At 60.5% G+C, this 13,512-nt stretch carries 14 protein-coding genes and 2 tRNA genes; 12 read left to right on the top strand and 4 right to left on the bottom strand.

The features are described 5' to 3' along the window. Positions 1-33: 33 nt before the first annotated feature. On the bottom strand, positions 34-3,507 hold the full coding sequence (locus tag SB659_RS10285; RefSeq protein ID WP_410550325.1) for a bifunctional proline dehydrogenase/L-glutamate gamma-semialdehyde dehydrogenase: 3,474 nt from the start codon (positions 3,505-3,507) through the stop codon (positions 34-36). A gap of 123 nt (positions 3,508-3,630) precedes the next feature. On the opposite strand from SB659_RS10285, the gene SB659_RS10290 reads away from it, so the two are divergent. Next, positions 3,631-4,545, top strand: coding sequence for a LysR substrate-binding domain-containing protein (locus SB659_RS10290; RefSeq protein WP_284979446.1), 915 nt, complete (start codon positions 3,631-3,633; stop codon positions 4,543-4,545). Positions 4,546-4,573: 28 nt separating this feature from the next. Further along, the gene (locus SB659_RS10295; RefSeq protein WP_284979173.1) at positions 4,574-5,014 is read left to right on the top strand and encodes a VOC family protein; all 441 of its coding nucleotides are present in this window, start codon (positions 4,574-4,576) and stop codon (positions 5,012-5,014) included. Positions 5,015-5,141: 127 nt separating this feature from the next. On the opposite strand, the gene SB659_RS10300 is transcribed toward SB659_RS10295, so the two are convergent. Both SB659_RS10300 and SB659_RS10305 read right to left on the bottom strand, forming a co-directional pair. Then, positions 5,142-5,206, bottom strand: a tRNA-OTHER gene (locus SB659_RS10300). Between the two features lie 584 nt (positions 5,207-5,790). Further along, on the bottom strand, positions 5,791-6,315 hold the full coding sequence (locus SB659_RS10305) for a helix-turn-helix domain-containing protein (RefSeq protein WP_410550326.1): 525 nt from the start codon (positions 6,313-6,315) through the stop codon (positions 5,791-5,793). Between the two features lie 123 nt (positions 6,316-6,438). Here SB659_RS10305 and SB659_RS10310 point away from each other — a divergent pair, with 123 nt between their 5' ends. The 8 genes from SB659_RS10310 (at position 6,439) to SB659_RS10345 (ending at position 11,616) form a co-directional block, all read left to right on the top strand. Further along, the gene (locus SB659_RS10310) at positions 6,439-6,681 is read left to right on the top strand and encodes a helix-turn-helix domain-containing protein (RefSeq protein WP_410550327.1); all 243 of its coding nucleotides are present in this window, start codon (positions 6,439-6,441) and stop codon (positions 6,679-6,681) included. Positions 6,682-6,743: 62 nt separating this feature from the next. Next, entirely contained in the window at positions 6,744-7,544 is an 801-nt protein-coding gene (locus SB659_RS10315; protein ID WP_410550328.1) for a phage antirepressor, read from the top strand. Then, entirely contained in the window at positions 7,541-7,771 is a 231-nt protein-coding gene (locus SB659_RS10320; RefSeq protein ID WP_410550329.1) for a helix-turn-helix domain-containing protein, read from the top strand. The genes SB659_RS10315 and SB659_RS10320 overlap by 4 nt, the downstream gene beginning before the upstream one ends. A 76-nt stretch (positions 7,772-7,847) precedes the next feature. Next, complete coding sequence (locus SB659_RS10325) at positions 7,848-8,222, top strand: hypothetical protein (RefSeq protein WP_410550330.1); 375 nt, start codon at positions 7,848-7,850, stop codon at positions 8,220-8,222. Then, entirely contained in the window at positions 8,219-8,632 is a 414-nt protein-coding gene (locus SB659_RS10330; protein ID WP_410550331.1) for a hypothetical protein, read from the top strand. The genes SB659_RS10325 and SB659_RS10330 overlap by 4 nt, the downstream gene beginning before the upstream one ends. Next, positions 8,625-9,701, top strand: coding sequence for a hypothetical protein (locus tag SB659_RS10335; protein ID WP_410550332.1), 1,077 nt, complete (start codon positions 8,625-8,627; stop codon positions 9,699-9,701). The genes SB659_RS10330 and SB659_RS10335 overlap by 8 nt, the downstream gene beginning before the upstream one ends. Then, positions 9,698-11,008, top strand: coding sequence for a replicative DNA helicase (locus SB659_RS10340; RefSeq protein ID WP_410550333.1), 1,311 nt, complete (start codon positions 9,698-9,700; stop codon positions 11,006-11,008). The genes SB659_RS10335 and SB659_RS10340 overlap by 4 nt, the downstream gene beginning before the upstream one ends. After that, on the top strand, positions 11,005-11,616 hold the full coding sequence (locus tag SB659_RS10345; protein ID WP_410550334.1) for a hypothetical protein: 612 nt from the start codon (positions 11,005-11,007) through the stop codon (positions 11,614-11,616). The genes SB659_RS10340 and SB659_RS10345 overlap by 4 nt, the downstream gene beginning before the upstream one ends. Positions 11,617-12,212: 596 nt before the next feature. Here the strand turns inward: SB659_RS10345 and SB659_RS10350 are convergent. After that, positions 12,213-12,806: a hypothetical protein gene (locus SB659_RS10350; protein ID WP_410550335.1), complete on the bottom strand. Its 594-nt coding sequence runs from the start codon at positions 12,804-12,806 to the stop codon at positions 12,213-12,215. An 83-nt stretch (positions 12,807-12,889) separates the two neighbouring features. Between SB659_RS10350 and SB659_RS10355 the strand changes: the two genes are divergently transcribed. After that, positions 12,890-12,973 (top strand) — tRNA-OTHER (locus SB659_RS10355). Positions 12,974-13,131: 158 nt separating this feature from the next. Next, positions 13,132-13,440, top strand: coding sequence for an HNH endonuclease (locus tag SB659_RS10360; RefSeq protein WP_410550336.1), 309 nt, complete (start codon positions 13,132-13,134; stop codon positions 13,438-13,440). Positions 13,441-13,512 lie beyond the last annotated feature (72 nt).

Consider the following 13,512-nt stretch of genomic DNA (forward strand, 5'->3'; position numbering starts at 1 on the left):
GCTAACCCCTCGGCGTCATGCCGGGCGTGCCGCCTAGATCAGGTGGTCGGACAAGTGGTTCGGGGTGCCGAACCGGTGCGCCGTGATGGAGATAGCCTGCTCGCGCAGGAACGGCAGCATCTCGATCCGGCCGGCTTGGGTCACAGCGCCGTGGTAAACCGCGACGTCGGGACGGCCACCCATGGCTGCGCTCAGCGCGGCGAAGTCGCCACCGATGAGGCGGATGCGGCCGGCGTCGAAGTTCGCTGCACGGGCCAGCCACGCGGCGTCGTCCTCGATCCGAACGCTGACGCCCAGGTCCGCGAACACGGATACCACAGCGTCAGGAAGCACGACGGCGGAGCTGACCTTGAGCGCCGAACCCGCCACTGCACCGGCTGCTACTACGCGGATCAGTTCAGCGAGTGTCTCCCCTTCGGAGAGGCGGATGGTGACAGGCAGCGAGCGATAGCGGAAGACGTTGCGCTCTGCGGTCAGCGCAGACACGTCCTTGACCGTGCCGAACTCGGTTTCCCAAGCTGTGGCATCGCTGAAGAGGGCCTGCTGGAGGGTCTGGATTTCCTCAGCGGAGACGCCGGCGGACTTGGCAGCAGCGAGCAGTCGGGCCGCCGCACCTTGAAGGACGGTGCCGCGCTTGGGCTTGGCTTCTGCGGGAAGCCAGGAGCCCAAACCGATGAGGTAGTTCGGGCCACCGGCCTTGGTTCCGGCCCCAACCGCGGACTTCTTCCAGCCACCGAAGGGCTGGCGCTGGACGATCGCACCGGTGATGCCGCGGTTGACGTACAGGTTCCCGGCCTGGATGTTCTCCAGCCAGACACCCATCTCAGCGGAATCCAGGGAGTGAAGCCCTGCCGTGAGGCCGTACTCGATCTCGTTCTGGATGGCGATGGCTTCTTCAAGGGTGTCAGCGGTCATGACGCCGAGCACGGGGCCAAAGAACTCCGTCAGGTGGAAGTAGGAACCGCGCTTCACACCCGAACGGATGCCTGGGGACCACAAACGGCCGGTCTCGTCGAGGCGTTCGGGCTTGATGGCCCACGTTTCGCCGTCGCCCAGTGTGGTGAGGGCGTTGAGGAGCTTGCCGTTGGCCGGTTCGATGATCGGCCCCATCTGGGACGTGGCGTTATCCGGGTAGCCCACCGTCAGGGATCGGGCAGCATCGATCAGCTGGTTGTGGAAGCGCGCGCTCTTTGCCACCGAGCCCACCAGGATCACCAGTGATGCGGCAGAGCACTTCTGGCCAGCATGTCCGAACGCCGAGTGCACGACGTCCTTGGCAGCGAGGTCCAGGTCGGCACTCGGGGTGACGATGATGGCGTTCTTACCCGACGTTTCCGCGAGCAGCGGCAGGTCATGACGGAACGAACGGAACAACTCGGCAGTTTCGTAGCCACCAGTGAGGATGACGCGGTCCACACTCGGGTGCGAAACGAGGTGGGTGCCCAGCTCGCGCTCTTCAAGCTGAACCAGTGCCAACACTTCGCGGGGCACACCGGCTTCCCAGAGGGCGTCGACCATCACCGAACCAGAGCGGCGGGCCTGCTTTGCGGGCTTGATCACGACGGCGGAACCTGACGCCAACGCTGCGAGCGTGGAGCCCGCAGGAATCGCAACCGGGAAGTTCCACGGCGGGGTCACCACGGTGAGGTTCGCCGGGACGAACGTGGCGCCGTCGACCGTTTCCAGGTCCTTGGCGCGCTCGGCGTAGTAGTGCGCGAAGTCGATCGCTTCACTGACCTCGGGGTCGCCTTGGTCGATGGTCTTGCCGGTTTCGGAAGCCATGACCTCAAGGAGTTCGGCGCGGCGGGACTCGAGGACTTCGCCGGCACGGTGCAGGATGGCTGCGCGTTCGGCTGCGGGGCGGGCACCCCAGTCCTTGCCGTGGTCCACGGCGGTGGCGATGATGCGGTCGAGCTCCGCGGCGTCGGAAACCTTGGTGGATTCCACGATCTTGTTGCCGGCCGTGGAACCGGGGATGCGGGCCAGGATGTCGCGGCCCCAGGCACGGTTCGCCGGGAGGGCCGGGTCGGTGTCAGGGGTGTTGCGGAAGCCTTCGAGCGGGGCGGGCTCGGCCGGGAGGCGGCGGTCCTGCTTGCGGTTCGGGCCCGGGACCTCGTCCTTCATATTGGCCAAGGAAGCGAGGAAGCGCTCCTGTTCGCGCTTAAAGAGGCCCTCGTTTTCGCTGAGCTCAAACACGGCCGACATGAAGTTTTCCTGGCTGGCACCCTCTTCGAGGCGGCGGATCAAGTAGGCGATGGCGACGTCGAACTCACCCGGGTGGACCACGGGCGTGTAGAGGAGGAGGCTGCCGACATCCTTGCGGACAGCGGTGGCTTGGCCCGTTGCCATGCCCAGGAGCATTTCGAACTCGATCGCTTTCTGTCCCTGCCCGGCAATCCCGCGCTGCTTGGACAGAAGCCAGGCAAACGCGACGTCGAAGAGGTTGTGGCCCGCGACGCCGATGCGGACCGCGTCAATGCGCTCGGGGGTAAGGGCGTAGTTGATGACGTTCTTGTAGCTGGTGTCCGAGTCCTGCTTGGAGCCCCAAGTGGCCAGCGGCCAATCGTGCAGGGAAGCTTCAACCTGTTCCATGGGAAGGTTGGCGCCCTTGACCACGCGGACCTTGATGGGAGCCCCACCCTTGGCCCGGCGTGCAGCGGCCCACTCCTGCAATTCCTGCATGGCGCCGAGGGCGTCCGGGAGGTAGGCCTGGAGGACGATCCCGGCTTCCAGGTTCTTGAACTCGGGCATATCCAGGATGCGCTTGAACACCGCGATGGTCATGCTGAGGTCCTTGTACTCCTCCATGTCCAGGTTGATGAACTTGGGCTTGGGGAAGGACGCTGCGAGGCGGTAAAGCGGGGTGAGCTTCTCCACCACGTGATCGACCGCTTCGTCGAAAGCCCATGGGGAGTGCGGAGCCACGGTGGAGGATTCCTTGATGGAAACGTAGTCCACGTCCTCGCGGGCCAGCAACTTCAGGGTGCCTTCCAGGCGGCGCTGCGCCTCGTGCTCGCCGAGGACGGCTTCGCCGAGGAGGTTCACGTTCAGGTGTACGCCGTCCTGCCGGATCTTCGCGATTGCGGGACCAAGCTTGGCATCGGTGGCGTCAACGATCAGGTGGCCCACCATTTCGCGGAGCACGCGGCGGGCGATCGGGATAACCACCTGCGGCATGATCGGCGCCATGACACCGCCGACGCGGACAGCGCTGCGCATGTACCAAGGAAGGAACTTGGGCACCTTCGGTGCAAGCTCGGCGAGTTTGCGGCCGGCGACAGACAGATCCTCCGGGCGGATGACGCCGTCGACGAACCCAACGGTGAACTCCAAGCCGTTCGGATCCTTGAGGACACCTGCGAGGCGCTGGGCGGACACATCCACCGGGATCTTGCTGGCTTCGGTCAACCAGTGACGAACCAACGCGATGGCTTCTTGGGCCAAGGCATCAAATTGGCCTGAATCCTCGGTGCTCGGTGTGCTGGCATCCGGGAGGGTGCTGGTCATGGAGGCTCCTTCTGGGGCGGAGAAGTTTGTTTGTTTCCATCAGTATGGATCTACAATTCCATTAGGAAAAGCGATCTTTTCTGACGAATATTCATTATCCAATCCGATCTTTTGGAGGCCGCGTTGCTGGATGTCCGCAGGCTGCGTTTACTGCACGAATTGAAGATCCGCGGAACCCTGGCCGAGGTGGCCGACGCGATGCAGTACAGCCCCTCGTCGGTCTCCCAGCAATTGACCCTCCTGGAGAAGGAAGCCGGGGTGGAATTGCTCCGCAAAGCCGGCAGGCGTGTACAACTGACCCCGCAAGCCGAGATCCTCGTGGCCCATACAGCTGCGCTCCTGGAAACCCTCGAACGGGCCGAGACCGAGCTGGCGGCATCACTGTCCATGGTGACAGGAACGGTTCGCTTGGCCGTCTTCCAATCCGCCGCGTTGGCACTGCTGCCGGACTTTCTCAGTATCATGCGTCACGAGTACCCGGAGGTGCGCGTGGAGATGACCCAGCGTGAACCCGAGACCGCTCTGTATGAAACCTGGGCGCGCGACTTTGACCTGGTGGTAGCGGAGCAATACCCCGGCCACGCAGCACCCCATCACAGCGGCCTCGATCGGGCGATCCTCACCAGTGACGCTATCCGCTTAGCCACTCCCCCGGTTGGCCTCGGTGGCGAGTCGGTATCTTCCTTGGCGGACACGGCCACCATGCCATGGGTCATGGAACCCCGTGGTGCAGCGTCACGCCATTGGGCTGAGCAGGCCTGCCGGTCGGCAGGGTTTGAACCCGATGTCCGTTACGAAACCGCGGACCTCCAAGCCCAGATCCGCCTCATCGAATCCGGAAATGCGGTAGCCCTCATGCCGGATCTCGTATGGACCGGCCGAACCCGCCCGGTCAAACTCATAGACCTGCCGGGTCTACCCAACCGCACAGTTTTTACGTCCACCCGAACCGCTGGCCGCGTCCACCCCGCCATCCTCGCCTGCCGCGAAGTCCTCGAACGCGTCGCGGCGGCCCAGCAGGAGGATACTGCCGGTTAGGCTGCGCTGAGAGGACAGGAGAGTCGCCATGTCATTTGTTCGCCGGTTCGATCACGTCGGAATCACGGTAACCAACCTTGAGGCCGCGCTGGCCTTTTTCACCACCCTGGGGCTGGAGGTGGAGGGACGGATGTTCATGGAAGGCGAATTCGTGGACACTGTGATCGGAATTCCAGGCTCCCGGAGTGAGATTGCCACGCTGCGAACGCCCGACGGCGGGACCGCCGTCGAGCTGTCCAGCTTCACCTATCCGCCCCATGGCCCCGGCTCGCCCCAAGCGATGTCGACTGAACCGGGATTGCGGAACGTCACCTTCGAGGTGGACGACCTCGACGGCGCCCTCGCCCGGCTTTCGCGGGACGGCTACGGGCTGGTTGGCGGCGTCGGAGAATACGAAGGCGTATGGCGCATGGCTTACGTCCGAGGGCCGGACGGGATCATCGTGTCCTTGGCCGAGCGTCGACGTTAGTTCCGGAACGCAGCCCGCGGCTACCAACCCAGAGAATCCGGACAAAGAAAAACACCCCGGTCCGAAGACCGGGGTGTAACCGATGAATCGACTCATCCGTGAAGGATGTCCCGACTCATCACAAACGCGGAGAATGGGGGATTTGAACCCCCGCGTAATATCGCGTCACAGAGCGATTTTCGCCTAGATTCCGGGGCTTCCAGTTACTTTTGACGAACCGATCGGAAGGCGTTTTTGCGGGTTTCGTTGACGCCGTCAACACCCGGGCTTCTGCCCGGTTGTGTTTTCGCGAGTGTTCGAATAGCTTAACGAAGCACCCCGATGTAGGTTGTCGGGAGATCAACCCTTGGGTTCGTCCCTCGGAGAAGACAGATAACCCGGCTGGTCTTTCGAGACCGGTTGGCCCCCCGACTAGAGGTTCGCCACTAGCGGCCCCATCCTGTGGCTTTTCGCAGATGTGGAGGTCCAAGGGGATAAGTGTTTCCAAGTCCGTCGCTTGACAGCAGGCCTACAAGGTCGCAGACCTGATATCCCTCCTTCTTTTCGAAGACTGAGTTTGTAGAACATCGCCACGCCCGAATCTCACTTGGAGACTAAGGGCTTTTTTACACTCAAGACCCCAGTAGCGCCCTGACACGCACGTGTTGGGGCTTTTCCGTTTAAATGGAGGTTCTTATGACGGCAGGTGCTGCCCTGTCAAGCTGTGCAAACTGCACTCCACTCAGGCCACCCAGCCGCCATTGCGCAGCGGCCTAGGGTTCTTGCCCAAGTCTGTCCTAACTCGCGTCTTCCTCGCCCTTACGCGCAGCCGAGTCAAAAGCGTCCGCCTCAGAACTGTTCGGCGGTTTCGGATCCTCCCACTTTGGAGCAACAAATTGCTGATATCGCTCGAATCTCGCTGCATCCCACGTGGATTCCCTGTCACCACGCCTCAGCGCTCGTGAGCGAAGCTCCGCTAAGAGATCCGAATCCGTGAACGCCTGCAACAGATTCGCTCTCCGCCGATCTGGATGCAGACCTGGGCGCGAATCCTCAACCTCAGCATCCGCCGACATGTAGCCCGGCGGCACCTCCGGGACAGGCATATTCGCCACTGACTCGCGGTACCACTCTTCTTGCTTCGCTTCCTCAAGATCGTGCTGGAGCACCGAGAGGACACGTGCAGCCTTGGAGTCTGGAACGCCGCTCGTCTCCCAATTGACAATTGTCCGGGGAGAAATGCCCAAATGAGAGGCCATCTCCGCCTGCGTCAGGTCCATGTGCGACCGCACCAAGCGAAGTTCGTCTGCGCTGATCTTCATGACAACGACACTAGCGCAACTTCTCGCAACTTCACAACGCAGATTCCCGCAGAAGCGAGAAGTAATTCAAGAAAGTGGTTGCATAACTTGCGTAAGTTGCGAGAAGTTGCGTACGCTCGTTGCATGGAAGCAAAACCTATGAAACTTCGGGTCAACGGTGCAGCCGTCCGTGTAATTCGAGAGGCCTTGGGGATCCGGCAGACCGATTTGGCGGCGCGAGCGGACATAGCTAAGAGCACCCTTTCTCATGTTGAGAAGGGAGCCCGGCAGGTTTCTCCCGCAACTCTCCGCAAACTTGCTATCGGCATGGGAATCCCAAGCGAAGCAATCAGCTATCCGGACTTCACCAACTCGATCGCTGCATGACAGAGCCGCCCGCGCTGCAACGGGGGCGGCTTCGGAAATCTCACAACAAAGGAAACGATTCGATGACCACTTTACAGCTCTTCAACTACGGCGGACGGCCAGTACGTACCGTTCTGCTCGAAGGCGAACCCCACTTCGTCGCTGGTGATGTCTGCGACTACTTCGGGGTGACAAATCGAAATCGCGCCATGCAGTCCGTAGACCAGGAAGACAAGGGGGGTACGCAGATTGACACCCCTGGCGGGCGGCAGACCCTCACGGTTATCAACGAGTCAGGCCTCTACTCGCTCCTCTTCTCGTTGCAACCACAGAAAGCACGCGGGCTTGATCCATCGGTCATCGAAAGCAAGATGGAGCACGTACGCAAGTTCAAACGCTGGGTGACGCATGAGGTACTGCCATCCATCCGAAGAACGGGAGCCTTCGGAGGGCCGGCTACTCCGCAGACATACGCGGAAGCGCTCCGGGAATTGGCGAGCTCTGTGGAGGCCCAGGCCGCGCTTGAGGCCAAGATCGCGGCTGACGCGCCTAAGGTTCTGTTCGCTGACTCGGTGGCGACGTCAGAAACAACGATTCTCGTTGGCGACCTGGCGAAGATCTTACGAGGCAATGGCGTCGGAGTGGGGGCTAACCGCCTCTTCGCGCAGCTCCGCGAAGACGGCTACCTCATCCGCCGCCCTGGAACGGACTGGAATATGCCGACGCAGAAGGCAATGGAGCTTGAACTGTTCAAGGTCAAAGAAACCGCAGTCACCCACTCGGACGGCCACGTGACCGTATCGAAGACGCCCAAGGTCACTGGTAAAGGTCAGGCCTACTTCATCAACCGCTACTCCCCCGCATCGAAGGAGCTTGCCGCGTGACAGATGACGAACTTATGACTGTCTCTGAAGTCGCGCAGGGGCTGCGGATGGACGAACACTACGTCTACCGGTGCATCAATTCCGGAAAGCTTCCGGCAACCAAGCATGGGAACCGTTACCGCATTCGTGCATCTGACTTCCAAGCCTTCATCACTCCGGCGCCAAAGGTTCTCGAAAGCCCGAAGACCCAACGCAGCAATATTCGCCGCCTCATGAAGAGTGCATGACGTCAACAAAAGCCGTGACGCTCTCGCCAAAGTCCGTCACGGCACAAGAACCAACCCAAATCAACTAGGAGATCCTGTGAACAACACTATCAAGCGTCCGGCAACTGTGCGAGAGCTCGGAGAATGGTGCGATCAAAACGAGAAGACCATTCTGGAAGGTCTCGAGTTCTTCTCGCCGTGGCTGACCGCCCCGGAAGGCTACACTCTGGACCCAAAGTCGGAAGACCGGTGGCTGGGCCCCGAGCAGTATCACGAGAAGTGGATCATCACGCCCGTTTGGAATGCGACGACTGATGCGCACTCATTCGACGTGTGGCTGGCGGATCACCAGCCGCCTCATTACGCAGAGATCTCCCCGGAGCAGGCCCGCGAGCTCGGTCAGACACTCATGAACATCGCGAATGCCAGCCGTTCCACCGCAGCAACAACCGGAGAGGATGCGGGCAAATGATGGAGTCATCTGAACTCCGCCAAGCGCTGGCCAAGCTCGAGGTGATTGAGGGCAGGACTTTCGCGGACGCGGAATTGGATGCCTGGCGCGCTGTTCTTGGCACCCACGCGAGTGAGGACATAGCAGCCGCTGTTGTGGCTTTTCACTCCAAGCCATTCAAGCGTCCCGCCTATCCGGGAGACATCAAGGCGCTGATTGTGGAGGTGGAGGGCGTCCGTCTCCGTCGCTGCGGCACGGTGGAGGCCAATGAAGCCGACCTTGAAGAAGCCGGTCGAAGTGCGGCAAACGCCCGTCTTCGCGCCCTGATCGCCACTGGTCAGTGGTCGGCCTCGGATTATCGGGAGTATCGCAGATCCAAGCTTTCTATTGACGCGTTCACATCAGCGAGAGGAGCCGTGTCCGTTGGGTAGGGACCGCGCAAACATTCGTGTGGATCTGTGGGCGGACGGTGACTGGCGCGGCCTTTCAATGGGCGCTCAGCACCTCTACCAGCAGATCCTTACACACCCGACGTTGAACTATGCCGGCGTCGCTGACTGGCGGCCTGGGCGGCTTGCGGCACTCACTAAGGATCGGACGGCTGCCGATGTGCAGCGGGATGCTTGTGAGCTTACCGAAGCCCACTTTATCCACGCTGACGACACCACTGAGGAGGTGCTTGTGCGCTCCTTTGCCCGCCACGACGGAGTAATTAGGCACCCGCGGCTTCACGTCACTATGGCGAACGACTTCGCTGGGATCGCCTCAACTGACATCAAGGAGTTCTTCGCTTTCGAGATCCAGAAGCTCAATCAGGAGCAACCGGAATTGGCTCTCTGGAACCATCCGAAAGTGCAGACGATCCTCAAAGCCAAGGCAAGGGATATGAAAGAGGTAACCCAAAGGGTTAGGCAAGAAGAAGCCATGACCTTTGGAAGCGCTACGGCTAAACCTATGGCAAAGGATCCGAATAGCGTTTCCATGCGAACAGCTACTGCTACTGCTACATCTTCTAAAGAAGATATTCCTTCGTCGGAGATTTCTGACGAAATCCCGCGACCAGACGTTGATGAACTTCTTGATCTCCTCGATTCCTGCTTGTTAGCGAACGGGACCAGGAAGCCATCGAGGAACAAAAAGAACCGAGAAGCAGCCCGGCTGCTTCTCGACCGGGATGGTTACAAGGTCGAGCAGGTTGCTTGGATGATCCGATGGGCTACGGCTGATGAGTTCTGGCGGGCCAACATCCTGTCCATGTCCAAGCTCCGCGAGAAGTTCGATCAGCTCAAGGCCAAGGCCGGAGTCGCCACAAAGACACCATCGGCTGGCTTCCACGGAGAAATCGACGTCGAAGCAGTCTTGGGCCGAGACGTGTGGACTCCCGGCACTCCTCCTGAGGGCCTGGACGTCGCTGGCGAGATCGCTTGGAAAAAGGAGCAGCGGAACATCCACAACGCCGAACGGCTGGCCGAGGCCAAGCAGAAGCTGGGGATCTCATGACAACCGATCTGAAGCTGCGTCAGGACATCGACGCCGAACGTGCCGTCATCGGCGCCGTGCTACTGGATCAACGAACGCTGGATGAGGTCGAGCTGAAGGCTGAGGATTTCTACCTTCCTCAGCATGAGCAGCTGTGGCACATGATCCTGACCGAGGCGAGGGGTGGGCGGCCTGCTTCGGCACTGGCCATGTCGCAAAAGCTGGTGTCCTGCCCGATCGTCGGGATGGAGCCGGCGTACCTTCATCAGTGTCTGGAAGCCGCGCCCGTCCGCTCGGCGGCGGCTCACTACGCCAGCATCATCACAGGGACTGCCAGACTCAGGAGGCTGGCAGAGGTTGGCCGGAAGCTGCAGCAGATGTCCGACACTGCGGGCTGGGACGAGACGGAGGCCGTTCTGGACCAAGCCCGCGTGACTTTGGACGCCACAGCGAACGAAGCAACAGGTATCCGGGTCAGGACGTTCTCGGCGGCGCTGGAGGATGCAGTGAACCTCTGGTCGGCGCCGAAGGGCAAGAGCTACCCCACAGGCTGGTCTGAGCTCGATCACAAGTTCAACGGCGGATGGCACCCAGGGCAACTGACCGTCATGGGCGCCCGCCCGGCAGTCGGGAAATCGTTGGTGGCGGGCTGCGCCGCAGTGGCAGCATCTAAGTACGGGGTTGGGTTCTTCTCGCTCGAAATGAAAGAGCACGAAGTTGTTGGCCGTATGGCTGCCGCGTCCGAGGGGATTGACCTCCACAAGATCAACTCCCACAACCTTGGCGAGGCTGAGTGGGCGAAGATCGCACGCCTCACACAGAAGGCTGCGGACTGGCCGGTCTACATCGAAGAGGCATCCCGCATCACCATGGCCCAAATCCGGGCAACAGTCCGCACATGGGCTCGCCGGCGACCGGTCCCGCTGATCATCATCGACTACCTGCAGCTATGCGCGCCGGCCGACCCGAGGGACATGCGAGAGCGACAGGTATCTCGGATCGCTGAGGACTGCAAGCACCTCGCAAAGGAATTCGATACCCACGTGCTGGCCCTAGCCCAGGTCAACCGCGGGTCCACGCAACGAACGGACACCCGCCCTACGATGGCTGACCTCCGAGAGTCCGGAGGTATCGAAGCTCACGCGGACAACATCATCCTTCTCCACCGGGACGACCAGGAAATGGAGGGCGAGCTCGAACTCATCATCGAAAAGAACCGCCACGGCCAAACGGGCAAGATCCGGCTCGCTTGGCGTCCGCACTTCGCCTCAGTCAACAGCATGTCCATCGGCCCCAACGACTACCGCTACGGAATGGAAGCATCTTGAACATCGACACTCTCAACGACAACGTTCATCGCCTAACCCGTGAACACCGCGCCATCCACATTGATAGCGAGACCGGCGCGAAGTCATTCCCGACCGAGCTAAGCCTCTTCGACCAACTTCGGCAGGAAATCCAATCTGGCCGGCGCTCAAACGTCGGTGGTGGGGGCTCAGGCTCACGCTCACCTATTGCAATCCCCGCGTTCAGCCTCTGGGCCGAAATCCGCGAAACGCTCGCAACCATGCATATCACCATCACCGGTAGGGATGAACCCCAGCTCAGTGCGGAGAGCAAACTACAGAAATGGGCAGTGTCGACCCAAAGCGACAACAGTGGACAGGCCGCCCGCAAATGCCTCGAGAACACCACGAAATGGATGCTCGCTATTCAGCAGATGCTGAACCCCGTCCGCCGAACGGAAATTGTCGGGGCCTGCCCACAGGCTGACTGTGGGGCCACTCACGCGTGGACCTGGGACGAAGACGAATACGTCCGCAATACCGCCCTCACCGCAACTGGAATTGAAGCCCAGTGCGGTGCATGCGGGGCCACCTGGGTGGGGTCAGAACTCCACACGCTGGCGCTTGAACTCAGGAAGGAAGCGGCATGACCCCGAATCTCCCGGAACCAATCTACAAAGCGGGCCTAACCCGATGGGAGACGCCTCGCGACCTACATGCCGGTGCGAGAGCACCCCGGGTGCCTGATGACCCTGGGCCAATCCATGCCGTTCGCCCCACCACCCGGGAACTAACAATGCTTGGTCCTTCCTTTCTGGAAGACACCTACAACTACCGGGCAGCCCTCTGCGGCGCCAAAGTTAAAGTCGTCATGCCAAACTCCTTCAAACCCACCGAAACGGGAGCCTGCCAGGATTGCATTGACGAGGCAAGCAAACCGGTACCAAGCAAATTCCTACACCCCAAGGGCGGGATCACCACCGCGTTCACCGACCGCTGGAACCCTGCGCGGTGGCGCCGTCTCAGCCGAAAACGACAGGGGAAATGACACGCTTGTAAGTATGTCGATTATTTAATACACTGGTGCCACAGCCCACAGCTGTAACCAAAACCTTTCAGAAGCCCCCGCAGTGAAGTTGCTTCGGGGGCTTCCACGTCTGGGTTGTCAGCAGCATTGCACAGTCGCATTACTTGGGACCACGCTGACCCTTGCGTTTTCCGAGCAAATGCCTAGCGGGGCACGCACTTAGTTGAAGATGGAAGCCAAAATCTCTGTTCTCGTGATCGAATTTTTGTCCGAGGATGCGAGATCCTTCCGCATGGATTCAAGGGCACGAGCAAATTTATCTTCGAGCTGCCGGGTCTCCTCCTTTGTCGCTTGGAATTTGCCGAGTCCCCCGCGTAGCTTGATCATCCTGCCAAGAAGCTGCTGGAAATTGCCAAGTGCGACAATCGTAGCTGCGCTACCCCACAATGTAGCCTTGGCGCGTAGTTGGCCGTCGCGTTGGACGTCGTACTGAATGCCAATGTCGGTGATGCAGCTAAGCATGAAGATGATCAGCTCTTCATAAACCTTTTCGCGTTGCGCATATTCGGACTTTTGGCGATCTTGCTCCCGCTGCTCCGTCCACTTCAATACTGCCCGAGAAGTGGCCCACCCGGTCAAAGCCACGGTCACCAAGGTTGCGCCTGGGGCAAATAAGTCTTTGCCCCATCCAGTGCCCCATACGGTAACCAAGCCGAGAACAATGAGGACAACGCCGGCCCCCCCTACGGCTGCACAGATGTGGCCTGGATTTGCGCCTTCATCATCGACGAACCAACTCTTCAATTTTTCCACCCCTGAATCCTATTAGAGGCCTGACGCGGTCATGGCCAACCATGGCCCATGAGGAGTATGCAGCCCGCCATACTCAACCACCCGGAGGATATGCGAAAGGTGAGCAGCCTGTTTACTAAAACGGGTACGGCCGAAAGGCCCAGCAGGTTCGATACCTGCATCCTCCACTGATCGAAACGCACGCCGACTAAACCATTGAGGACCGCGGCCTAGCAAAGTAGATCACCACACCCGTGCGCCGTCCCCGGGTTACGAGATCGGCAACGCCGGACCCCAGTCAGTGCACATGACTGGGGCCTGGCACCAACGCCCATGTGAGGTGACCATGGCGAGCAGCAGGACAGGCACGGCGCAATGGCAACGAGTACGCAAGCAACGACTCGACCACGACAGGGAAGCTGGCCTAACCAAGTGCCCACGCTGCGGCATCGGACTTGACTGGGTCTACACACGCCGGCCCAACAGCCCAGAGCCAGACCACATCATCCCATGGTCAAAAGGCGGCAAAGACACCTTCGAAAACACCCGAACCATATGCCGACAATGCAACCAGCAACTCGGTGGACTCCTAAACCGCAAGAAAGCAAGACCCATTGTCAACACCGTAGAGCTCCAAACATCCACCAACTGGTAGCCGGGATGCCCAAAGAGGGGTTATCCACAGGTTATCCACAGCCCCCAGGGGGTATACCCCGGGACCCCCCTA

The organism is Arthrobacter sp. SIMBA_036, from assembly GCF_046535135.1.
In the GTDB taxonomy this organism is placed as follows: domain Bacteria; phylum Actinomycetota; class Actinomycetes; order Actinomycetales; family Micrococcaceae; genus Arthrobacter.